16 protein-coding genes and 4 pseudogenes are annotated in these 22646 nt (G+C 69.6%); 13 read left to right on the top strand and 7 right to left on the bottom strand.

Features of this window, described 5'->3' with window-relative positions; translation table 11 throughout:
- Positions 1-303: 303 nt before the first annotated feature.
- Both CGL27_RS10815 and CGL27_RS10820 read right to left on the bottom strand, forming a co-directional pair.
- Positions 304-615 carry an acyl carrier protein gene (locus CGL27_RS10815; RefSeq protein ID WP_119986209.1) on the bottom strand — a complete coding sequence of 104 codons (312 nt, stop codon included), beginning with the start codon at positions 613-615 and terminating at the stop codon, positions 304-306.
- Between the two features lie 228 nt (positions 616-843).
- Positions 844-1143 (bottom strand): ROK family protein, encoded by a 300-nt coding sequence (locus tag CGL27_RS10820; RefSeq protein WP_119986210.1) that lies wholly within the window; start codon positions 1141-1143, stop codon positions 844-846.
- Positions 1144-1475: 332 nt separating this feature from the next.
- Between CGL27_RS10820 and CGL27_RS53450 the strand changes: the two are divergent.
- Positions 1476-2587, top strand: a pseudogene (locus tag CGL27_RS53450) (integrase core domain-containing protein).
- A 122-nt stretch (positions 2588-2709) separates the two neighbouring features.
- The gene (locus CGL27_RS10830; protein WP_119986212.1) at positions 2710-4359 is read left to right on the top strand and encodes an IS1182 family transposase; all 1650 of its coding nucleotides are present in this window, start codon (positions 2710-2712) and stop codon (positions 4357-4359) included.
- Positions 4360-5215: 856 nt separating this feature from the next.
- Here the strand turns inward: CGL27_RS10830 and CGL27_RS10835 are convergent.
- From CGL27_RS10835 to CGL27_RS10850, 4 genes and pseudogenes are all read right to left on the bottom strand, one after another.
- Positions 5216-5901 (bottom strand): annotated as a pseudogene (locus CGL27_RS10835) (GntR family transcriptional regulator).
- A gap of 100 nt (positions 5902-6001) precedes the next feature.
- Positions 6002-7413 (bottom strand): annotated as a pseudogene (locus CGL27_RS53090) (NAD(P)/FAD-dependent oxidoreductase).
- Positions 7403-7714 carry a (2Fe-2S)-binding protein gene (locus tag CGL27_RS10845; protein WP_240450458.1) on the bottom strand — a complete coding sequence of 104 codons (312 nt, stop codon included), beginning with the start codon at positions 7712-7714 and terminating at the stop codon, positions 7403-7405. The pseudogene CGL27_RS53090 and the gene CGL27_RS10845 overlap by 11 nt, the downstream one beginning before the upstream one ends.
- Positions 7711-8934 (bottom strand): FAD-binding oxidoreductase, encoded by a 1224-nt coding sequence (locus tag CGL27_RS10850; RefSeq protein ID WP_119986216.1) that lies wholly within the window; start codon positions 8932-8934, stop codon positions 7711-7713. The genes CGL27_RS10845 and CGL27_RS10850 overlap by 4 nt, the downstream gene beginning before the upstream one ends.
- A 216-nt stretch (positions 8935-9150) precedes the next feature.
- Here CGL27_RS10850 and CGL27_RS10855 point away from each other — a divergent pair, with 216 nt between their 5' ends.
- The 11 genes from CGL27_RS10855 to CGL27_RS10905 all read left to right on the top strand — a co-directional run bounded on the left by CGL27_RS10855 (position 9151) and on the right by CGL27_RS10905 (position 22260).
- Positions 9151-11070: a beta-L-arabinofuranosidase domain-containing protein gene (locus CGL27_RS10855; protein WP_119986218.1), complete on the top strand. Its 1920-nt coding sequence runs from the start codon at positions 9151-9153 to the stop codon at positions 11068-11070.
- A 37-nt stretch (positions 11071-11107) separates the two neighbouring features.
- Positions 11108-12784 carry an ABC transporter substrate-binding protein gene (locus tag CGL27_RS10860; RefSeq protein ID WP_119986220.1) on the top strand — a complete coding sequence of 559 codons (1677 nt, stop codon included), beginning with the start codon at positions 11108-11110 and terminating at the stop codon, positions 12782-12784.
- Positions 12785-12791: 7 nt separating this feature from the next.
- Complete coding sequence (locus CGL27_RS10865; RefSeq protein ID WP_119986222.1) at positions 12792-13733, top strand: ABC transporter permease; 942 nt, start codon at positions 12792-12794, stop codon at positions 13731-13733.
- A complete protein-coding gene (locus CGL27_RS10870; RefSeq protein WP_119986224.1) occupies positions 13733-14722 on the top strand; it encodes an ABC transporter permease in 990 nt (329 codons plus the stop codon). Before CGL27_RS10865 ends, CGL27_RS10870 begins: the two co-directional genes overlap by 1 nt.
- Complete coding sequence (locus CGL27_RS10875) at positions 14719-15576, top strand: ABC transporter ATP-binding protein (protein WP_119986226.1); 858 nt, start codon at positions 14719-14721, stop codon at positions 15574-15576. Before CGL27_RS10870 ends, CGL27_RS10875 begins: the two co-directional genes overlap by 4 nt.
- Positions 15573-16394, top strand: a complete 822-nt coding sequence (locus tag CGL27_RS10880; protein WP_119986228.1) for an ATP-binding cassette domain-containing protein — start codon at positions 15573-15575, stop codon at positions 16392-16394. The genes CGL27_RS10875 and CGL27_RS10880 overlap by 4 nt, the downstream gene beginning before the upstream one ends.
- Positions 16391-17695 carry an alpha/beta fold hydrolase gene (locus CGL27_RS10885; RefSeq protein WP_119994343.1) on the top strand — a complete coding sequence of 435 codons (1305 nt, stop codon included), beginning with the start codon at positions 16391-16393 and terminating at the stop codon, positions 17693-17695. The genes CGL27_RS10880 and CGL27_RS10885 overlap by 4 nt, the downstream gene beginning before the upstream one ends.
- The gene (locus CGL27_RS10890) at positions 17688-19016 is read left to right on the top strand and encodes an aminopeptidase P family protein (protein WP_119986230.1); all 1329 of its coding nucleotides are present in this window, start codon (positions 17688-17690) and stop codon (positions 19014-19016) included. The genes CGL27_RS10885 and CGL27_RS10890 overlap by 8 nt, the downstream gene beginning before the upstream one ends.
- A gap of 53 nt (positions 19017-19069) precedes the next feature.
- Positions 19070-19975 carry a dihydrodipicolinate synthase family protein gene (locus CGL27_RS10895; protein ID WP_119986232.1) on the top strand — a complete coding sequence of 302 codons (906 nt, stop codon included), beginning with the start codon at positions 19070-19072 and terminating at the stop codon, positions 19973-19975.
- Entirely contained in the window at positions 19972-20973 is a 1002-nt protein-coding gene (locus CGL27_RS10900) for a proline racemase family protein (RefSeq protein WP_119986234.1), read from the top strand. The genes CGL27_RS10895 and CGL27_RS10900 overlap by 4 nt, the downstream gene beginning before the upstream one ends.
- 219 nt (positions 20974-21192) lie before the next feature.
- Positions 21193-22260 carry an integrase core domain-containing protein gene (locus CGL27_RS10905; protein WP_119986236.1) on the top strand — a complete coding sequence of 356 codons (1068 nt, stop codon included), beginning with the start codon at positions 21193-21195 and terminating at the stop codon, positions 22258-22260.
- Between the two features lie 80 nt (positions 22261-22340).
- Here the strand turns inward: CGL27_RS10905 and CGL27_RS51860 are convergent.
- Positions 22341-22523 (bottom strand): annotated as a pseudogene (locus CGL27_RS51860) (hypothetical protein); the annotation flags it as partial.
- Positions 22524-22646 lie beyond the last annotated feature (123 nt).

Here is a 22646-nt window from a genome sequence, read left to right on the forward strand (position 1 = left end):
CTCCTCGCCAGTGCCGCGCGATCGCGACTCTCGCTGTCCTGCACCGTGAGGTCGCCGAGCGTGTCGTCGGAGAAGGCGGAGTGTGCACGGTGGCTGCTGAGCGCTCAACGGACTCCCTGATCCATTTCTTGAGCTCTGTCACTGATGCGGGTGCCGACTGGTGATCATGGGGACAACGGAATCCGGCCCCTGAGCAAGTCGAAGCTGGCCCGGCCGTACATTTGTCTTTGGGTAGTTTGGTGCGAGGGACGTTACCTTCGACGGCTCCCGACGTATGGGTGGTGGTCGTGGCGAATACGCTGGCTACCTGGACTCCGCTTCCTCCTCGGCCCCGTTAACCGTGCGGGCGACTGCGGATTCCAGTGTCGTGGCGATGCGCTCGGCCCCAGTCTCAAGGGTCGTCAGCCAGCGAGGATTGTATTTCGGCAATTGGATGCCGAATTCTTCCTCCAGTCTGGCGATCGTGCGGATGAGCTGTGTGGACGAACCGCCAGGCAGGTCGATCAGGTGGTCGGAGCGGTGCACCCGCTCCGGTGGGAGCCGCAGTTCCTGAGCGATGCACTCTCGGATCTTTTCCTGGATTTCTTGTCGGGAGACTGGAATATTCTCCGCCATCGAGGCCTCGCCACAGTAGTGCGCTTTGATCGAGTTTCCCTGGAAAGCTATCCTCCTGGAACACGCGCAAACGAGGATTCAACACGCTCAGCATGCGATTTCCGTGCAGGAACCCCGGAGGGGCTTCCTGCACGGTCACGTGTTCGTGGCGATTCACAGCTCGCGGCAGAGCTCGTCGCTCTCTCCGCGGTCCCGCCGCGGAGGCTCCGGGCCGCAGGCCACATGGGCTCAGCGGGTCAATCTCCGCGATGGCACCAGGCCCGCAGCGCCGAGCAAGGTGGCGTCGTCGTCCAGGGCCGTGAACGCGATGGCGGGTGGTCCCGCGGGATGGGCGGGGACCCGCTCGGCCAGCCGATGTTCGATCCTGCGGCGCAGTTCGTCACCGCCGGCCACTACGTCGCCGTGCAGGATGAACAATCCGGGTGCGGCGACCTGATGGAGATTCAGCAGTCCCACAGAGAGGTGGTCGGCCCACCGGTCGAGGAGTTCTTCCGCCTCCGGCACACCGGCGGTGGCGAGCCGGACCAGTGGCCCGGCCGCGCTCGGCCTGCACTGGGCCGACGTCCATCTTCCGGAGCAGGCGCTCTACGTGCGCTACGCGCTCTCCGCCGTCAACAACGCCCGCCTGGTCATCACCACACCCAAAACCCGCGCCAGCAAGAACTGGGTCGCCCTCTCACCCCGCGTCATCAAAGCACTCGAACACCACGCAGCAACGACCCGCACCCATACCGCCGATCCGTCAGATCTCTTCGGTCTGGTTTTCTGCCAGCCTGACGGGCGTGAAGGGTGTCTTTATTGCCGTACGGTGGTTGACCTGGGGCTTTGTGGTCGCCCGAGTAGGGGCATGATCAGTGATCGTGGGTCTGCGACTGCTCTACCTGATCTTCTGCCGACTGCTGGGCTGCCTTCTTTTGCTGGGCCGGTCGACCGCCGCGAACAATGCTGAGATCCTCGTGCTTCGTCATGAGGTCGCTGTGCTGCGCCGGCAGGTCGAGCGGCCGCGGCTCTCATGGGTTGACCGTGCCGTGCTCTCCGCTCTCGCCCGGCACCTGCCATCCGCCTTGCGCCGCTATCGGCTGGTCACTCCGGGCACGCTACTGACCTGGCACCGGCGTCTGGTGCGCTGGAAGTGGCGCCAGACGGCGGTCGGCCCCGGTCGGCCACCGTTGCCGGAAGAGACAGTCGCGCTCATCCAGCGTCTGGCGACAGAGAACCCGACCTGGGGATACGTCAGGATCCAGGGTGAACTGCGACGGCTCGGCCATCGGGTTGCCGCCGCCACGATCCGGCGCGTCCTGCGCCGCTCCGGCCTGCCGCCCGCACCGCAGCGCGCCTCCCAGCAGACCTGGCGCTCGTTCCTGCGCTCACAGGCCCACACGCTGCTGGCCTGCGACTTCATGCACGTGGAGACCGTCTTCCTCAAGCGTCTCTACGTGTTCTTCGTCATGGAGATCAAGACCCGGCGCGTCCATGTCCTGGGCGTCACCGCCCACCCGACCGGTGCATGGGTCGCCAACTCGCCCGCAATCTGCCCATGGACCTCGGGGAGAGGGCTGGGTGCTTCCGGTTTCTCATCCGGGACCGGGACAGCAAGTTCAGCGGCGCGTTCGGCTCCGTCTTCGCCGGCAACGGCACAGCGGTCATCCCGACTCCGCCGCAAAGTCCCCGGTCCAACGCTTTCGCTGAACGATGGATACGCACGGCCCGCGCCGAGTGCACCGACCGGCTCCTCATCACCGGTGAACGACACCTGCGGACGGTCCTTACCGCATACGCCGAGCACTACAACGCCGGACGAGCCCACCGCAGCCTCGGCCTGCGAGCACCTGACGACGACCTGAACGTCATTCCCCTGCCCGCTGCTGCGGTCAGGCGCCGACAGGTACTTGGCGGACTGCTCAACGAGTACCACACCACGCCACTCCGACTGCCTCACCATCCACAGGAAAAGCCCAGCTCAGCAGCCTGATCGGAATATTGACACCCTTCAGGACTCTGTTGGTCGATGTGATGGTTCACCTGAAATGACCTTCGGGTGCGGTGGACACTGCTCGTTGTCGGGTCTGTTTCCTGGGGGCCGAGGGGGAGATCATGTCGATGCGTCCGTTGCCTGCGCCTGCGGTGCCTGAGTCCACGGCCAGGGTCGCCCGTGCTGCGTTCCCGCGCGGGTGTCTGGCCATGCGGATCAGGGACGAGTTCGGGGCGGTGTTTGAAAGCGAGCGGTTCGTGACAGCGTTCGCACATCGAGGTGGTCCGTCCGTGTCTCCGGGGATGCTGGCGCTGGTGAGCGTGTTGCAGTACGCCGAGCGGCTGACCGACCGGCAGGCCGCTGATGCCGTGCGCGGCCGGATCGACTGGAAATACGCCCTCGGCCTCCAACTCGCTGATCCTGGCTTTGATTTCTCGGTGCTCAGCGAGTTCCGGGACCGGCTGATCGCCCACGGCCTGGAACAGCAGATCCTGGACGCCATCCTCGCGCGGTGCAGCAAACGGGGCCTGCTGCGGGCCGGCGGCCGGGCCCGCACCGACTCCACCCACGTCATCGCCTGCATCCGTGACCTGAACCGGCTGGAGTTCGTTACCGAGACCATGCGCTGCGCCCTGGAGGCCCTGGCGGTGGCCGCCCCCGCCTGGCTGGCCGGCACCGACGCGGTCAACGCGGACTGGCTCGCGCGCTACCGGCAACGCGCCGACTCCTACCGGCTGCCCAAGGGAGAAGCCGAGCGCACCGCGTTCGCCGAGAACGTCGGGGGCGACGGCTACGAACTCCTCGACGCTCTCGACGATCCCACGGCCCCCGCCCACCTCGCCGGCCTCGAAGCGGTCGTGCTCCTGCGCACCGTGTGGGCCCAGGAGTACCAGCGCGACGCCCGCGGGGTGCGCTGGCGCGGGCACAAACAACGCCCGCCGGGAGCGGCACGCATCGTCTCCCCGCACGATGGGGACGCGCGCTGCGGGGTGAAGCGGGGATCCGCCTGGGACGGCTACAAAACGCATCTCACCGAGAGCTGCGACGACGGGCTCCCCCACCTGATCACGTGCACGGCCACCACACCGGCCACGACGGACGATCACCGGCTCACCGCCGCCGTCCTCCAGTCCTTGACCGAGCGGGGTCTGAAGCCGGCCGAACACTACGTGGACGGCGGCTACACCAGCGCGAAGATCATCCTTCAGGCCCGTGCACTGGGCATCGAGGTCATCGGGCCGGTCAGGCAGGCCGGCGGCCGACCAGCCCTGCAGGGCAGCGGCTACGCCGCCACCGACTTCCGCATCGACTGGCAGACCCGGCAGGCGACCTGCCCGCAGGGCCGGATCAGCACCCGCTGGACCGACACCGTCATCGGCGGCGAACCCCGCATCCACATCGACTTCTCCGGCGCCGGATGCACCAACTGCCCGGCCAAAGACACCTGCACCACAGCCGCCTACCGCGTCCTGACACTGCTCCCGCGCGAAGAGCACGAACTCCTCCAACAACGCCGGGCAGAACAGCAGACCGAGGAATGGAAGAAGCGCTACCACACCAGAGCCGGGGTGGAGGGCACCATCTCGCAGGCAGTGCGGCGCACCGGCACCCGGCGCACTCGCTACCGCGGCCTCGCCAAAACCTCTCTGGCCCAGGTCCTGACCGCAGCCGCACTCAACCTCTACCGACTCGACGCCTGGTGGACCGGAACCCCCCTGGGCACCACACGAGTCTCCCACTACGAACAGCTCGTCCTCAGCCACGCGGCCTGACCGACAAAAACCCAGATCACATCTACCAACAGGGTCCTTCAGGCGACGGGAAGACGTACCTGGACCGGCTCTGGGCGCAGGCACCGTTCCGGGACCGGGCGGCGTTCCTGCGCACCGTGCGGGCGCTCGCGGACGAGTGGCAGGCAGCGGGTCGGCTCGACCCCGCCGAACGGGACACCGTGCTGACAGCGGCCGAACGCGCCGACATGGAACCGTAGCCCGGCGGCACGCGGCGGGCGGGGTACGGAGACCATCGGTCCGTGTCCCGCCCCTCGTCTGCACGGAAGGTCCTCAAGGCGATCGGCCCGCTGTCCATGCTCGCCGAGCTTCAGCGCGAGCTGACCGTGTCGGACACGGGCCGTCTCGCCTGACCACTGTTGTCCCCATGTGGACCGTAATAACGCCCTCCTCTCCCGTGCGAGAGAGAGGGCGTTGCTTGCAGGTTGGCGACAGCGCATCGGGGCATACCCCCGTGATGGCGGCCACTTTCCGAGCAGGGCTATCTCAGGGGCGAGCTGGTTGCGGGATGAGAAGGTCGACCTCGACGGGGCCGTCAGCTTTCCGACCGGCTTGGGACGTTCCCACAGGCCTGACTGCTTGTCCTTGCGCGTGAAGCCGGCCTCCGCATGGCTTCTTCCAGCAGGGGCTGGTCACGAGGCGCTTTCCGGGTACGGAGGTAGACCGCCTGTGCGCCCACGATGGTGAGGGCTTCGCGGTGGGCCTCAAGGGCGTCGCCGCCGGGCATCGCGGGCCACCCGGGGTCGCCGGTGCCGGGCACCCCGCCGGGGTGCGGGTACCGGAGCCGTCTGTCCGTACTCGGCCCGAAGCGGTCTCAACTCGGCCCGGAGCTATGTCGTTACTCGGCCCAGAGCCCGCGGATGTGCCCGATGTGACGAGTCATCACTTCAAGCACGGCCGACTCGTCGCGGGAGAGCAGCGCGTCGAGGATCTCCAGGTGCTCCTCGGCGGAGGCCTGAAGCTTCTCCTCCTCCACGAGAGCCGTGAGGCCGTACAGCCGGGATCGCCTGCGCAGATCGCTGACGACCTCGACGAGGTGCGCGTTGCCCGCGAGGGCGAGCAGGCCGAGATGGAACCGCAGGTCCGCCTCGACGTACGCGATGAGGTCGCCGGCGGCCGCTGCGGTCACGATCTCGCCGGCGATGGGCCGCAGCGCCTCCAGCGCGACGGGATCCGCCGTGGAGGCGAGCCCGACGGTGGTGGGGATCTCGATCAGGGCGCGGATGTGCGTGTACTCGTCCAGCTGTTGGTCGGAGACGGCGGTGACCCGGAAGCCCTTGTTGGGCACCGTGTCGACCAGGCCTTCCTTGGCGAGGTCGAGCATGGCCTCGCGCACGGGCGTCGCGGAGACGCCGAAGCGCGCGGCGAGTCCGGGTGCGGAGTAGACCTCGCCCGGGCGCAGTTCACCGGCGATCAGCGCGGCGCGCAGCGCGTCCAGAACACGCTCGCGGTAGCTGCTCCGCGTCCCCCGAGGGTGGGCAGAGCAGGGCCTGCGGTCTTGGCGCTGGTGCGCTGGGCGGCCATCGGGTTTCCTTCCATGCCGTGTGATGTGCCACCAGTATCCAGGCAGCGGAACGCTTCGTGCGGAGGTGTACGGGAGCGGAGACGGGGCCGCTTCCGGTGGTCAGCCGTCCGTGGTCTCGGCCGGTTCCCCTGCCCGCGCGAGCACGCTCAGCGGGACCGGGCAGGCGAACGGCCGTTTCGCGGGCGGCTGTTCACCGCCGGTGAGCGCGGCCACGGCCCGTTCGCACATCCGGCCCTGGCACCATCCCATACCGGCGCGGGTGAGCAGCTTCACGGTGCGTACGTCGCCGGCGCCGAGCCCGTCCACCGCCTCGCGGACCGCCGCGGCCGGGACCTCCTCGCAGCGGCAGACGACGGTGTCGCCGGTGACCTGCTCGGTCCAGTGGGCCGCTGGGGCGTAGGCGGCATCGAGCGCGGTGAAGAAGCGCCGGAGTCGGCCGCGTGTCCGGGCGGCGGCCGCCCAGTTGTCCGGGTCGGGTTCGGTGGCACGCAGCCTGGCGGCGGCGGAGCGTCCGGCGATGTGCCCCTCGGCGAGGGAGAGCGCCGAGCCTCCAATGCCGGTGGTCTCGCCGGCGGCCCAGACGCCGGGAACGTCGGTGCGCTGTTCCTCGTCGACCACGACTCCCCCGCGATCGCCGTCGATACGGCAGCCGAGCGCCTGGGCTAGATCCGTGTTCGGCAGCAGTCCGTGGCCGATGGCGAGGGTGGCGCAGGGGATACGCCGCTCGGTGTCCGGTCGGACCCTGCCGTCGGCGTCGAGCGCTGCGACGGTGACGGCCTCCAGCCGCTGCGTGCCATGCGCCGCGACGACGGTGTGGTGGGCGCGGACGGGAATCCGGTGGGCGAGCAGCGCCGTCGCGTACCGAGCCGCCTCGGCGAGCTTGTCCGGATGGGCAGCCAGGGTCCTCGCGCGCGGGAGGAACGCCCTCGGGGCGGCGGACTCCACGAGCGCGGCGACCTTCGCGCCGGCTGCGGCGAGTCCGGTGGCGACGGGCAGCAGCAGCGGTCCGGTGCCGGCCACCACGACTGTCCCCCGGGCAGCACGAGTCCGCCCTTGAGCATGGCCTGGGCGCCGCCAGCGGTCAGCACGCCGGGCAGGGTCCAGCCGGGGAACGGCAGCACCTTCTCGTAGCCGCCGGTAGCCAGGATCGCGGCGTCGGCGCGTATGGCGGCGGGATCCCGCTGTCCGGGGCCGTTGAGCGCGTGCACGATGAAGGTGCGCGATTCGCGCTCCACGCACCACACCTGATGGCCCTTCAGGTGCGTGACGCGTCCGGCCGCCGTATGTGAGGCCAGCCCGTCGCGCAGTCGCTCCCAGGTACGCCACTGATGGTGCAGCGCCTGCGGGCGGCGCGCGCCGAGAGCCCGCGCGGGCTGCCGGTAGAACTGTCCGCCCGCCTCGGCCGCCGAGTCGATCAAGGTGACGCGTACGCCACCGGCGGCGGCGGCCAGCGCGGCGGCGAGGCCCGCAGGGCCTGCTCCGACGATCGCGAGATGTGGGTCAGCGCTCATCGTGTCCGGTCCCTTCCTGCGTACGGATCACCTGTCCCGGCTCGGCAGGCAGCAGACAGGCCCGCTGGTTGGGGCGTCCATCGACGGTCACCAGGCAGTCGAAGCAGACGCCGATGCCGCAGAAGATCCCGCGCGGCCGGCCCTCGTTCCGGGTCGAGCGCCAGGAGGTTACGCCCGCCGACCAGAGCGCGGCGGCGATGCTCTGGCCGGGCAGCGCCTCGATCTCCCGGCCGTCGAAGGTCACGCTGAAGGCCAGGCCTGGCCGGGCCTCGACCAGGTCCAGCGGGGTACGGGATCTCACTGCCCCTCCTTCTCGGGAAGCTCGGGCAACCCGGGCCAATCGGAAGACTTTGACGACTCTGATGACTCTGGAAAACGGTCGGGGCGGAACGGCGCGAGGTCCAGGTCGGGGGTCCTGCCGCTCAGCACCTGGGCGATCAACTGCCCGGTGCCGGGGGCGAGTCCGATGCCCGCGCCCTCGTGCCCGCAGGCGTGAAACAGCCCCGGCACGCGGGGATCCGGCCCGACGGCGGGCAGATGGTCCGGCATGTACGGGCGGAAGCCCAGGTAGGAGCGCATCGCGCGGACGCGTTCCAGGAAGGGGAAGAGCCGGGTGGCGCCCGCCGCGAGCGCCCGTACGACGGGGAGGGAGAAGGACCGGTCGAAACCGACCCGTTCGCGGCTCGCGCCGATCAGGACCGGTCCCGCGGCCGTGCCCTCGACGACCGGCGAGGTCTGCAGGGCAGCGGAGTCGCTGGCCACGTCGGCCACGTAGTCGGCGGCGTAAACCTTGTGGTGGACCATGCGCGGCAGGGACTCGGTGACCAGGACGAAGCCGCGCCGGGGCATGACGGGCAGGTGGACGCCGGCGAGCGCGGCCACGTCGCCGCCCCACGTGCCGGCGGCGTTGACGACCGCCGGGGCGTGGATCTCCCCCTGGTCGGTGCGGATGCCGCGCACGGCTCCGGCCGCGGTCCGCAGCACCGCGGTGACGGTCCGCCTCGTATGCAGTCCGGCGCCGGCCACCCGGGCTGCGCGCACCAGATGGGCGGCGGCCAGGGACGGCATCACCTGCGCGTCCTGCGGGTAGTGGACGGCGCCGGCGAGACCGGGCGCGATGTGCGGTTCGAGGCCGGGGAGTTCGTCGGCCGCGACGGGGATCGCCTCGACCCCGGCGGCACGCTGGTCGACTGCGAGGTCTTCGAGCGCGGCGAGCCCTTGTGGCGCGGCGGCCACGACGACCCCGCCCTTTCGCTCGTACTCGATGGCGGCGCTCATCCCGGGCTCGGCGGCCAGCTCTGCCCACAACCGGGCGGAGTACAGCGCGAGGTCGAGCTCGGGACCCGGTTCCTTGTCGGAAACCAGCAGGTTCCCCTCGCCCGCGCCGGTCGTGCCGCCGGCCACCGGGCCGCGGTCCACCAGAGCGACGCGCAGGCCGGCCCGGGCCGCGTACAGGGCACATGCGGCACCCGTCATTCCGGCCCCAACGACCACAACATCGCAGGTCAGTCGCTTAGTCACGCCAGTACTATGTCACATTCCCCTTACTCGGCCAAGGGGTTCACAACCTCAGCGCAGCGCGCGACCCTCCGGTGTCCGAGCCACTTCTTCCCCCTCCCGACGCCACGTAAATTCCACGGCACAACCATTGCCGTTCTTCGAACCGAGCCCCTAAGGTCAGCCCTGCACCGCACTGCTATTGCACAGTGCAATAGCACATACCACTGGAGGCGGCCCATGACATCGGAGCAGGTCACAGCACGTTCAGGCGGGCGAGCGGGAGCCGTACGGACCGAGGCGGGCGCCGTTGCCCCGCTCTCCTCTGTGCGCCTGACGAGCGGACTGCTCCGGCACTGGCAGGACCGCAATGTGCGGTCGACGATTCCGCACACCATCGAGCAGCTGCGCGCGGCCGGAAATCTCGACAACCTGAGCCGTCTCCTGGCCGAGGAGCCTCCGCCTTATCGCGGGCGTTACCCGTTCCTCGACACCGACCTGTACAAGACCCTGGAGGGTCTGGCGTACGAGATCGGCGCGGGCCGGACAGACGCCGGCGTCCGGGAGTTCTTCGACGAGGTCGTCGGCCTCCTCGAACGGGTCCAGGCCGAGGACGGCTATCTCAACTCCTTTCTCCAGGACGCCGCGGCGGCCAAGAAGCCCTGGGAGGACCTGGCCTGGGGGCACGAGCTCTACAACCTCGGCCATCTGATCCAGGCCGCCGTCGCGGCCCGCCGCCGCATGGGCGACGACCGGCTCCTCGCCGTGGCCGTGCGCTTCGCCGACCTCGTCGTGCGCCGCTTCGGCGAGGGCGGCGAAGCGGGCATCTGCGGGCACCCCGAGGTGGAGATGGCCCTGGTCGAGCTGTACCGGGAGACCGGCAACCGCGACTACCTCACCCAAGCCCGCCTGTTCGTGGACCGCCGCGGCCACGGGAACCTGCGGCACAGCATCTTTCCGCCCGAGTACTTCCAGGACCACCTGCCCTTCCGGGACCTCCCCACGGTCACGGGGCACGCGGTCCGCATGGCGTATCTGGCCGCCGGCGCGACCGACGTTTTTTTGGAGACCGGCGACCGAACCTTGTTCGAGACTCTGGACAGGATCTGGGACGACATGGTCGCCACCAAGCTCTATCTCACGGGCGGCCTCGGCAGCCGGCACTCCGACGAGGCCATCGGCGACCGGTACGAACTGCCGTCCGAGCGCTCGTACAGCGAGACGTGCGCGGCCATCGCCCTGATGCAGTGGGCCTGGCGGATGTTCCTCGCCACCGGCGGCGCGAAGTACCTCGACGTCTACGAGCGCGTGCTCTTCAACGCCTACGCCGTGGGCCTGTCCGCCGACGGAACGGCGTTCTTCTACGACAATCCGCTCCAGCGCCGCCCCGACCACGAGCAGCGCAGCGGCGCCGAGACCGGCGGTGAGGCGCTGCGCCGGCCGTGGTTCGGCTGCCCCTGCTGCCCGCCCAACATCGTGCGGTGGATGGCGCAGCTAGGTGACTACGTGGCCGCCGAGCGCCCGGACATGCTGCTCGTCGCCCAGTACGCCGAGGCGCGCATCGAGACCGACGCCCTCGCGGTGAGCGTCACGACGGACTACCCGTGGGACGGCGACGTGCGCCTCACCGTTGAGCGCGCCCCCGGCCGCCCCTACGCGATCAGTCTGCGGATCCCCGGCTGGGCCCGCGGCGTCACGCTCGACGGCGAACCCGTCACCGCCGAGGACGGCTGGCTGACCGTCGAACGGCAGTGGGCCCAGGGCGACAAGCTCCGGCTGCATCTGCCGATGCCGGTACGCGGCCACGCCTCGCATCCGTACCTGGACGCGACCCGTGGCGCGGTGGCCGTCGCCCGCGGTCCACTCGTCCACTGCGTCGAGCAGCAGGACACTCCCGCCCCGGTGGACGACCTCGTTCTCCCGGCCGACCGGCTGGCCGCCGCCGAACTCGCGTCCGCGCCGGAGGGACTACCAGGAGAGGTCGCCGTCCGGGTCACCGCGGACGTCGCGCCCACCGCGCCGCCGGAGCTCTACCCGGAGATCACCGAACAACCCCCTGTCGCAGAACCGCCCTTGACCGTTCCCGTGACTCTCGTCCCCTACTTCCTGTGGGGCAACCGCAGGGCCGAGGCCATGCGCGTATGGGTCAGGACCCGTTGACCGCATTCATCGAGATCGTCGACCGAAGGAACGCCCCATGAGGAGATCCACCGCGCTCACCGGCGTGACCGTACTCAGCACGCTGATGCTCGCCGCCTGCAGCGGCGGGCCGAACGCCTCGTCCGACGGTGCCGGACCCGGGAGCGGGAAGCCGGCCACCGGTGGCACCGTGCACTTCCTGGCCAACTCGGACTTCTCCCATCTCGATCCGGGGCTCGGGTTCGACGGCGGGGTCAACAACTTCTACCGGCTCATCTACCGCGGCCTGACCACCTTCGGGGCCGGACCCGGCGCCAAGGGCACCAAGGTCGTCCCGGACCTGGCGACCGACCTGGGCACCCCGTCCGACGACGCCAAGACCTGGACGTACCACCTCAAGGACGGGCTGAAGTTCGAGGACGGCTCCCCCATCGACAGCACGTCGGTGAAGTTCGGCATCGAGCGGGCCTGGGACCCGGAGATGGGCGGCTCCCCGTATCCGAAGCAGCTCATCGAGGCGCCCGCCGATTACAAGGGGCCGTACCAGTCCGGAGGCCTCGACTCGATCGAGACGCCGGACTCCAAGACGGTCGTCTTCCACCTCAAGAAGTCCTTCGCGGACTTCCCGAGCGCGCTGACCATGCCGAACTTCACCCCGTTCCCCAAGGGGAACGGCGCGGGGCACGCCTTCGACACCAAGCCGATCGCCTCCGGCCCGTACAAGGTGGCGAGCCACACCCAGGGCTCGTCGCTCAAGTTGGTCCGCAACCCGCAGTGGAAGGCGTCGACGGACCAGGTCCGCGCGGCCAAGCCGGACGCCTTCGAGTGGACCTTCGGTCTCGACTCCGCCACCATTGACGAGCGCATGCTCGCCGGTCAGGGCGCGGACGCCGACGCCATCGCGGCGAGCATCCAGCCGTCGACCCTCTCCCGCGTGCAGACGCCGGAGTTGAAGGCGCGCACCCTGTCCGGCCCCAACGGCTGCACCACGTACCTGGGCATGAACACCACGCGCAAGCACCTGTCCGATCTGAGGGTGCGTCAGGCCATTGCGTACGCCGTCGACAAGGACTCGGTCGTCGCCGCGATGGGCGGCAGACAGCTCGCCGCCAGGGGGACCGCGATCCAGCCGCCGCAGATGCTCGGCCGCACCGACTACGACCGCTACCCGCACAGCAGGACCAAGGCCAAGAAGCTGCTCGCCGAGGCGGGTCTTTCCGGCGGGTTCTCCCTCGCCCTGGACACCCGCCCGGTGCCCCAACAGCAGGCGATCTCGGTCGCGATCCAGGAGGCGCTCAAGCCGCTGAACATCAAGGTGAAGATCAACAACATCGACACCTCGACGTTCTACGAGGTCATCGCCAGCACATCGAAGCAGCACGATCTGGCCCTGACCGGCTGGTGTCCCGACTGGCCTTCGGGCGCGACCTTCCTGCCCCCGCTGTTCGACGGCCGCAACATCACCCCGACCGCGAACACGAACATCTCGCAGATCGACAACGCCGCGATCAACAAGCGCATGGACGAGGTCGCGGCCATGAAGGACGTGAGTGCCGCCAACAAGGCGTACGGCGAGCTCGACAAGCAGATCATGTCGCAGGCTCCGATCGTGCCGCTCGCCTACGAGAAGTACATCTTCGTGCCGGGCGCCAACATCGCGGGCGCCTATCGGTCGGACGCGTACACCGGCGGCATCGACCTCGTCTCGGTCGGCCTCAAGGACCCGGGGAAGTAGGCCGCTCATGACGATCGCCACCGCCATCGCGCGGGACGCGAAGGCCGACCCCACGCCCGCCACCGCGGGCCGCCGGATCATGGGTGCGCTGCTGCACGACCGGGCCGCCCTGCTCAGCGCCGGATTCATCGCGCTGATGCTGCTGATGGCCCTCTGCGCCCCGCTGATCTCCGCCCTCACCGGCCACGGGCCGACCACGTTCGACATGTCCGCCCTCGATGTCGACACGGGCGGGACGCCCAAGGGGTCGTTCGGCGGGATCAGCGCCGACCACCTGCTCGGCGTCGAACCGCTCAACGGCCGCGACGTGCTGGCCCGGATCGCGTACGGAGCGCGCGTGTCGTTCCTCATCGCCGCCTCGGCCACCGTGCTCACCACGCTGCTCGGGGTGGTGCTCGGGATGCTCGCCGGCTTCTACGGCGGCTGGGTCGACCAGGTCGTCTCCCGGGTCATGGACTTCCTGATGGCGTTCCCCGCGCTCATCTTCATGATCGCCATCCTGTCGTCGCTGCCCGCGGGCAACAGGTCCTACCTCCTCGTCGTCGTGATCAGCGTGTTCGGCTGGCCGTATCTGGCACGGGTGGTGCGCGGCCAGACGCTGACGCTGGTGAACCGGGACTTCGTGGAGGCGGCCCGCGCCTCGGGCGCCTCCACCCGCGCCCTGGTATTCAAGGAGATCCTGCCGAACCTGCGCAGCTCGCTCATCGTGATGACTACGCTCGCCGTGCCCGGCTATATCGGCACCGAGGCCGGCCTTTCCTTCCTCGGCGTGGGCGTCAGCCCGCCGACCCCGTCGTGGGGCCAGATGATCTCGAGTTCGGTCAGCTGGTACGCGGTGGATCCGCTGTACTTCGCGATACCCGGCCTGTTCCTCTTTCTGACGGTGCTCTCCCTGACCGTGCTCGGCGACCGGATCCGGGCCGCCACCGACGCCGGGGAGGCCTCCTGATGGCCCGCTATCTCGCAGGCCGGCTCGCCGGGCTCGTGCTGATCCTGTTCATGGTCTGCCTGTTCACGTTCCTCATCTTCTTCAAGCTGTCGCCCGATCCGGCGCTGATGATCTGCGGCAAGACCTGCACGCCTGAACGCGTCGACCAGATTCGCTCGGTCCTCGGGATCGACCAGCCCTTCCTCACCCAGTTCGGGGACTTCCTGGGCGGCCTGTTCACCGGCCGGGACTACGGGTCCGGCGCGAACCTCGTGCACTGCCCCGCGCCCTGTCTCGGCTACTCGTTCCAGACCAATCAGGCCGTGTGGGACATGGTCATGAGCCGACTGCCGGTCAGCGCCACCGTCGCCATCGGCGCCGCGGTGCTGTGGCTGCTCGCCGGTGTCACCGCGGGTCTGCTCGGCGCGGTCAAGGAGGGCACCTGGTGGGACAGGTCCGTGATGAACCTGTCCCTGGGCGGCGCCAGCATCCCCAACTACGTGCTCGCGCTGGCCCTGCAGTACGTCCTGGTCGTCAAGCTGCAATGGCTGCCGTTCCCGTCCGCCGTGGCGTTCGGCGACGATCCCGTACGGTGGTTCCAGTCGTATCTGATGCCGTGGATCGTGCTCGCCACCGGCTACGCCTGCCTGTACGCGCGGCTGACACGGGCCAACGTCATCGACACCCTGGCCGAGAACTTCATGCGCACCGCCCGCTCCAAGGGCCTGCCTCCGCTGCTCACGATGCGGCGGCACGCCCTGCGGCCCGCGCTCACCCCGATCACCACGATCTTCGGCATGGACTTCGCCGCGCTGCTGGGCGGCGCGCTGATCACCGAGACCGTCTTCGGCCTCAACGGCGTCGGCAAGATGGCCGCCGACTCGATCGCCAAGAACGACCAGCCGGTGATCATGGCGGTCACCCTCCTCGCGGCCTTCTTCGTGGTGGTCGGCAACGTGGTCGTCGACCTCATCTACACCGGACTCGACCCGAGAGTGAGGATCCGATGAGCGAGCTCCTTGTAGTGGAGGACCTCACCGTGACCCTGCCGACCACGCGCGGCCCAGTGGACGTCGTCAAGGACGTGTCGTTTACGGTTGGCCGGGACGAGACCGTCGGCATCGTCGGCGAGTCCGGCTCGGGCAAGTCGATGACCAGCCTCGCCGTGATGGGTCTGTTGCCGCCGGGCGCCCTTACCCGGGGCAGCATCCGCCTCGACGGCGAGGAACTGCTCGGCCGCACCGACCGTGAGATGCGCCGCGTCCGGGGCGAGCAGGTCTCCATGGTCTTCCAGGACCCGCTGTCCTCGCTGAACCCGTACTACACGGTCGGCCTGCAGATCGAGGAGATGTACCGGGCCCACCGGGGCGGCAAGCGGAAGGCGGCGCGGGCGGTCGCCGTCGAGGCCCTCGACCAGGTCGGCATCCCCGAGCCGGAGCGGCGGGCGGGCTACTACCCCCACCAGTTCTCCGGTGGGCAGCGCCAGCGCGTCATGATCGCGATGGCGCTGGTGTGTTCGCCGGCGCTGGTCATCGCGGACGAACCGACGACGGCCCTGGACGTGACCGTGCAGGCCCAGATCCTGCGCCTCCTCGCCGACCTGCAGCGGCAGACGCACACCGGGATGGTCTTCATCACCCACGACCTCGCCGTGATCAGTTCGATCGCGACGCGGGTTCTGGTGATGCGCGAGGGCGAGCAGCTCGAGTACGACACGACGGAGCGGGTTTTCTCCGCGCCCCAGCACGCGTACACGCACCAACTGCTCGACAGCATTCCACGGATTACCGACGAGCTCCCGGCCGAACCGCCCTCCGCGTTCCCGGCCGACACGTCCGACGCGCCCGACGAGGTGGTCCTGTGAGTGATGTGCTGCTCAGCGCCCGCGACCTGACCAAGCGGTTCACGACCGCGGGCCCGTTCGGCCGCAAGAGCGAGTTCACCGCCGTGGACGGCGTCAGCTTCGACCTGCGCCCGGGCGAGACGCTCGCCGTGGTGGGTGAGTCCGGCAGCGGCAAGTCCACCACCGCGCGGATCGTCGCCAAGCTCATGCAACCCAGCTCCGGCACCGTGGAGTTCGAAGGGGAGGGCGTCACCCGGGCCACGGGGGCGCGGCTCGCCCGGTACCGCTCCGACGTGCAGGTCGTCTTCCAGGACCCGTTCTCCTCGCTCAACCCCCGGCACACCGTCGAACGGATCCTGATGGCGCCGCTCGACTACCAGCGCATCCCGCCGCCCGGAGGCCGGCGCGCGTACACCAAGGAGCTGATGGAGCGGGTCGGTCTCGACCCGGATCACTCGCAGCGCTATCCGGCGCAGTTCTCCGGCGGCCAGGCCCAGCGGATCGGCATCGCCCGGGCTCTCGCGGTCAAGCCGAAGCTGGTGATCTGCGACGAGGCGGTCTCCGCCCTCGACGTCTCCGTCCAGGCGCAGGTCATCGAACTCGTGCTGCGCCTGCGGCGCGAGAGCGGCTTCAGCTGTCTCTTCATCGCCCACGACCTTGCCGTGGTCCGGAAGATCGCCCAGCGGGTGGCGGTAATGAGCCAGGGGAAGATCGTCGAACTGGGGCCGTGCGCCCAGGTCTTCGACGATCCACGTGATCCGTACACGCGGACGCTGTTGGCTGCGATCCCCCGCATCGATCCGGAGTGGGACCGCAGGAGGAGGGCCGCCACCGCATGACCGACACCGTGACCTACACGATTCCCGGGATGCGGGTGCGCGAGCACGTCGTCGACGTCCCGCTCGACTGGAACGACCCGGCCCGCGGCACGATCCGGCTCTTCGCCCGGGACATCACCGCGCCCTCGCGCGCCGACGAGGATCTGCCCTGTCTCGTCTATCTGCAGGGCGGACCGGGCGGGAAGGGCCCGCGTCCGCTGGACGCGAGCGGCTGGCTGGGCCAGGCGCTGCGCACGCACCGGGTGGTCCTGGTCGACCAGCGCGGTACCGGTCGCAGTACCCGGATCGACGGCCGCGGGATGAGCGCGTTCGCGACCGCCCGCGAGGGCGCGGACTTCCTGGCGTGCTTCCGGGCCGACTCGATCGTGGCGGACCACGAGCATCTGCGGCGGACCGTCTTCGGCGGGCGGCGCTGGTCCACGCTCGGGCAGTCGTACGGCGGGTTCCTCACCCTGACGTATCTGTCCCGGGCGCCCGAGGGGCTGAGCGCCTGTTACGTCACGGGCGGTCTCCCGTCCCTCGATCCGTCGGCCGCCGAGGTGTACCGGCGTACGTACCCGCGGGTGGGGGCGAAGAACGAGGCGTTCTACCGTCGCTACCCGCGGCACGTCGCCCACGTCGGCCGGATCGCCGACCGGCTGGCCGTGGGGGACGTGCGGCTGCCTGACGGCGATGTCCTGACGGTCCGTCGGCTGCAGTCGCTCGGCATCGACCTCGGGATGCAGCCGGGCCATGAGCGCTTGCACTGGCTGCTTGACGAGGCGTTCACCGAGGCCGGGGACGGCGACGAGCTCTCGGCGACGTTCCTGCATCAGGTGCTCGCCCGCACGTCGTACAGCGACAACCCGCTCTTCGCCGCGCTCCAGGAAAGCCTCTACGGGCATGGCGCCGGCGCCACCGCGTGGGCGGCGCAGAGCGAGCGGGCCCGGCATCCGCACTTCGCCGAGGACGCCAGGCCGTTGCTGTTCACCGGGGAGATGATCTATCCCTGGATGTTCGAGGAGATCGCGGAGCTGCGTCCCTTCCGCGAGGCGGTCCAGCTCCTGGCCGCCCGCGACAAGTGGCCGCCGCTCTACGACCTGGACCGGCTGGCCTCCAACGACGTTCCGGTCGCCGCCGCCGTGTACCACGACGACATGTACGTGGACGCAGGTCTGCAGCTCGACACGGCCGCCCGGGTCGGCAACGTCCGCACCTGGATCACCAACGAGTACGAACACGACGGCATCCGCAACGCTCGGGTCTTCGCCCGCCTCACCGAGCTGATGCGCGACGCAGGAGGAGGAGTCACCGATGCGTGACGGCAGGCCCCCGAAACTCACCGAGATCCCCGCGTTCACCACCTACATGGGCACCGGCTGGGACACCCCCGACCGCACACCGCACGTCGTCCCCGGCGCGGCCGAGGCGGCCGCGGCACACCGGGCCCGGCTCGCCGAGGCCCTCCCCGGCTCGACCGTCGTCCTGGCGGCCGGCGAGGCACCCGTGCGCAGCAACGACACGGCGTACGACTTCCGCCCGGACAGCGACTTCTTCTGGGTGACGGGCTGCGCGATCGAGAACGCGGTCGTGGTGGTGCGCTCCGGCGACGCCACGCTGTACATGCCGCCGCCCGCCCACCCCGGCGAGCAGGACTTCTGGCGGGACGCCCGGTACGGCGAGCTGTGGGTCGGGGCCGCGCCCGGCCTCGACGACTGGGCACGGGCCCTGGGCATCGAGGTGCGGCCGCTGTCCGAACTCACTGACGAGGTGACGGTCGACGAGGAGGTCGGCCGGACCCTGGCGCAGCTGCGCATGTACAAGGACGCGTGGGAAGTCGGTCAGTTGCGGCGGGCCGTGGACCGCACCATCGAGGGCTTCGCCGCGGTCGTCCGGGAGATCCCCGCCGCGATCCAGGGCCCGGGCGAACGCTGGCTGCAGGGCACCTTCGACCGCTATGCCCGCGCGTACGGCAACGGCCCCGGCTATGCGTCGATCGTCGGCAGCGGCAAGCACGCCCCGACGCTGCACTGGGTGCGCTGCGACGGCCCGGTGCTCCCGGACGAACTGCTCCTGCTCGACATGGGAGTCGAGGTCGACAGCCACTACACCGCCGACGTCACCCGCACCTTCCCCGCCTCGGGGCGTTTCTCCGCCGCCCAGCGACAGGTGCACGACCTAGTGGAGAAGGCGCATCGGGCCGGGCTCGCCGCGGTGGGTCCCGGCCGCCGGTTCACCGACTTCCACCACGCCTGCATGGAGGTGATCGCGCACGGCCTCGACGACTGGGGCCTGCTGCCGGTCTCCGTCGACGAGGCGCTGTCCGACACCGGGCAGCACCATCGCCGCTACCTGGTGTGCGGCATCGGCCACCACCTCGGCCTGGACGTGCACGACTGCGCGCGCGCCGACGACGAGGCGTACCAGGGCGCCGAGATGGCTCCGGGCATGGTGCTCACGGTCGAACCCGGCCTGTACTTCCACGCGCACGACCTGACCGTCCCGCCCGAGCTGCGCGGGATCGGCGTACGGATCGAGGACGACATCCTGGTCACCCCGGGCGGCTCCGAAGTCCTCTCCGACGCGCTGCCGTTGGACGCGTCGGGGCTGGAGAAGTGGATGACGACCAACTCGACACGGTGATGTCGGACCAAGCAGCAACCCGCCCCCCTTCTCGTTCCACAAGGAGACTCAGCATGTTCAATCCCGCTACGCCCTGGCACGGTGTCCATGTCGCGACGGCGCTCCCCTTCCACGACGACCTCTCGGTCGACTACGACGCGTTCGCCGAGCACGTGCGGTTCCTCGCCGCGGGCGGCTGCGACGGCGTGGCGCCCAACGGCTCGCTGGGCGAGTACCAGACGCTGACCCCGCAGGAGCGGGCCCGGGTCGTGGAGACCGCTGTGCAGGCGGCGCCCGATGGGTTCGGTGTCATGCCGGGGGTCGCCGCATACGGCGCGCTGGAGGCCTGCCGCTGGGCCGAGCAGGCCGCCGAGGTCGGCGCCACATCCCTTCTGCTGCTGCCGCCGAACGCCTTCCGCGCCGAACGCGCGGCCGTCCTCGGGCACTACCGCGAGGTCGCCAAGGTGGGACTGCCGGTCGTCGCGTACAACAACCCGATCGACACCAAGGTCGATCTGACCCCCGACCTGCTCGCCGAGCTGTATCACGAGGGCACGATCGTGGGGGTCAAGGAGTTCTCCGGCGACGTCCGGCGGGCGTACCAGATCACCGAGTTGGCACCCGGCCTGGACATTCTGGTCGGCGCCGACGACGTGCTGCTCGAGCTGGGTCTCGCGGGGGCCACCGGCTGGATCGCCGGGTACCCGAACATGGTTCCCGAGTCCACGGTCGAGCTCTACCGTCTCGCCACGTCCGGCGACCCCGCCGACCTGGCCAGGGCGCTGCCCATGTACCGGGATCTGCATCCGCTGCTCCGCTGGGACTCGAAGGTCGAGTTCGTCCAGTCGATCAAGCTGTCGATGGACATCGCGGGCCTCAAGGGCGGACCGTGCCGTCCGCCACGACTGCCGCTCGCCCCCGATCTGGTCGAGCGGATCACCACCGATACCGAGGCCGTCCTCGCGAAGGGGTACAAGTGAGGTCCCGTCGTACGTTCCACGCCGTCGACTCGCACACTGAGGGCATGCCCACCCGGGTCGTCGTCGGCGGGGTGAGGGCGATCCCCGGCGCGACCATGGCCGAGCGCCGGCTCCACTTCATGGAGAACAGCGACGACATCCGCACGCTGCTGATGTACGAGCCGCGCGGCCACAGCGCGATGAGTGGTGCGATCCTGCAGCCGCCGACCCGCCCCGACGCCGACTACGGCGTGCTGTTCATCGAGGTGTCCGGACTGCTGCCGATGTGCGGCCACGGAACGATCGGCGTCGCCACGGTCCTCGTCGAGACCGGGATGGTGCCCGTCGTCGAGCCCGTGACCACGATCCGGCTCGACACCCCGGCCGGACTGATCGTTGCGTCCGTGGCGGTCGAGGACGGCGCGGCGACGTCGGTCACGATCGAGAACGTCCCGTCGTTCGCGTACGCCCTTGACGAGAAGGTCGAGGTCCCCGGCTTCGGCGAGGTGGGCTACGACCTGGCCTTCGGCGGCAACTTCTACGCGATCGTCGAACTGGCCGACCTGGGGCTGCCGTTCGACCGATCCCGCGCCGACGATCTGCTCGCCGCCGGCTTGTCGATCATGGAGGCGGTGAACGAGCAGGCCCTGCCCGTGCATCCCGAACGGGACGACATCACGGGATGTCATCACGTCTACCTCAAGGCACCGGGATCGACGGCCGAGCTCTCACGCCACGCCATGGCGATCCATCCCGGCTGGTTCGACCGCTCCCCTTGCGGCACGGGAACCAGCGCGCGCATGGCACAACTGCACGCGCGCGGCGAGCTGGACATCGGCCGGGACTTCGTGAACGAGTCGTTCGTCGGCACGCGTTTCACGGGTCGGCTGCTCGGTGAGACGACGGTCGGGACGCTTCCCGCGGTGCTGCCGTCGATCACGGGCCGGGCCTGGGTCACCGGGACCTCGCAGTTCCACCTGGACCCCACCGATCCGTTCCCCGCGGGATTCCTGCTTTGAATTCCGCTGTCGCCCGGGCCGAGGCACCCGCCGACGCCCGGCAACGGCGGGACGGCGGCTGCCACCTACACTCGTAGCCAGCGCTTTTGCCCCGGGCTCCGGATGGGAGGCAGGCGGCGTCCCGCTGGTCACCACTGAGCTCGTACCGCTTCAGAATGGCTGCGCAGCCCCTGACCTGGGACGACGCTCCCCTGCACCGATACGACACCATGAGTCCTTATGTTCGTGCGACTGCTCTACCTGATCTCCACACGGATCTTCGCCTGGCTGGTCCTGCTGTCTCGCTCTTCGGCGGCCAAAGACGCAGAAATATTGATCTTGCGGCAGGAGGTAACGGTGCTGCGGCGCCAGGTCACCGCGCCGAGCCCCAGCTGGCCAGACCGCGCCCTACTCGCCGCCCTCGCCCGACTACTCCCCCGTGTGCCGCGCAGACACCGGATCATCTCCCCACGCACCCTCCTCGCCTGGCACCAACGGCTCATCAAGAAGAAATGGACGCAACCGCCGTCCGCCGGACGCCCTCCAGTCCCACAGGGACTGCGCCAGCTGATCATGCGGCTCGGCACCGAGAACCCACACTGGGGCTTCCGACGAGTGCACGGCGAACTACGCCGCCTCGGACACAGGGTCAGCCCGGCCACCATCCGCCGCATCCTGCGCGCCGCAGGCCTGGGCCCCGCTCCGCGACGACATCCGACGCGGGGCGAGTGGACAACCTTCCTCAAGGCCCAATCCAACGGCCTGCTCGCCACCGACCTGTTCCACGTCGACACAATCGGACTCCAGCGGCTGTACGCCCTGTTCGTGATGGAGGTACACACCCGCACGGTGCACATCCTCGGCGTCACCGCCCACCCCACCGCAGCCTGGACCACACAACAGGCACGACAGCTTCTCTGGCACCTCGGAGAACACGCCGCCGGCTTCACCCACCTCGTCCGCCACCGGGACGCAAAGTTCACCGCAGCCTTCGACGCCGTCTTCGCCAGTGAAGGCATCACCGTGGCCAAGACCCCTCCGCGCAGCCCCAACTGCAATCCGCACGCCGAGCGCTTCATACGTTCGGTACGCGAGGAATGCACCAACCGCCTGCTGATCTACGACCGCGGTCACGCCCAGAGGATCCTCCACGACTACGCCCACCACTTCAACGAGCATCGCCCCCACCAAGGCCGCCAGCAGCTTGCGCCCCTGGACGACCCCAAGGTCCTACTACTGCCAGCAGCTCGGATCAAACGCCGGCAAGCTGTCACAGGCCTCATCAACGAGTACCGCCGGGCCAGCTGACCCCGGACGAAACCCCAGCTCACAGATGGTGAAGTCGTTTTGAAGCGGTACGGGCGTAAGACGGGTGGCCGGTGCCGCGCGAGAGCGGAGAGCACAGCACGATCGGCCCATGAGAGCCGCGGGCGCTCCATCTGACGGCGCAGGACGGCGACCTCATGGCGAAGCGCGAGGATCTCCGCGTCCTTGTCCCGGTCGGACATCGGCAGCAGGCGAAGCATGGCGAACGCATTCTCCACGCTGAGGTAAGCCAGTCGCAGCAGCACGGTCGATCATCATGACGCGTGGACCACCCGCTACGCGAGAGCGCCGACTCGATCGACGGAGCCGACGACCGCCAGTCCGGGTGCATGCCTCCCACCAGGGCGGATGACATTCTCGGCAAACGC

Origin of the sequence: Streptomyces sp. 11-1-2, assembly GCF_003595545.1 — a bacterium.
GTDB classification, from domain to species: Bacteria; Actinomycetota; Actinomycetes; order Streptomycetales; family Streptomycetaceae; genus Streptomyces; species Streptomyces hygroscopicus_B.

Bases quoted from the DNA above. Each gene is read 5' to 3' on its own strand.
- CGL27_RS10815 (WP_119986209.1), bottom strand. From the start codon at position 615: ATGGCGGAGAATATTCCAGTCTCCCGACAAGAAATCCAGGAAAAGATC.
- CGL27_RS10830 (WP_119986212.1), top strand. From the start codon at position 2,710: ATGTCGATGCGTCCGTTGCCTGCGCCTGCGGTGCCTGAGTCCACGGCC.
- CGL27_RS10855 (WP_119986218.1), top strand. From the start codon at position 9,151: ATGACATCGGAGCAGGTCACAGCACGTTCAGGCGGGCGAGCGGGAGCC.
- CGL27_RS10860 (WP_119986220.1), top strand. From the start codon at position 11,108: ATGAGGAGATCCACCGCGCTCACCGGCGTGACCGTACTCAGCACGCTG.
- CGL27_RS10865 (WP_119986222.1), top strand. From the start codon at position 12,792: ATGACGATCGCCACCGCCATCGCGCGGGACGCGAAGGCCGACCCCACG.
- CGL27_RS10870 (WP_119986224.1), top strand. From the start codon at position 13,733: ATGGCCCGCTATCTCGCAGGCCGGCTCGCCGGGCTCGTGCTGATCCTG.
- CGL27_RS10875 (WP_119986226.1), top strand. From the start codon at position 14,719: ATGAGCGAGCTCCTTGTAGTGGAGGACCTCACCGTGACCCTGCCGACC.
- CGL27_RS10885 (WP_119994343.1), top strand. From the start codon at position 16,391: ATGACCGACACCGTGACCTACACGATTCCCGGGATGCGGGTGCGCGAG.
- CGL27_RS10890 (WP_119986230.1), top strand. From the start codon at position 17,688: ATGCGTGACGGCAGGCCCCCGAAACTCACCGAGATCCCCGCGTTCACC.
- CGL27_RS10895 (WP_119986232.1), top strand. From the start codon at position 19,070: ATGTTCAATCCCGCTACGCCCTGGCACGGTGTCCATGTCGCGACGGCG.
- CGL27_RS10905 (WP_119986236.1), top strand. From the start codon at position 21,193: ATGTTCGTGCGACTGCTCTACCTGATCTCCACACGGATCTTCGCCTGG.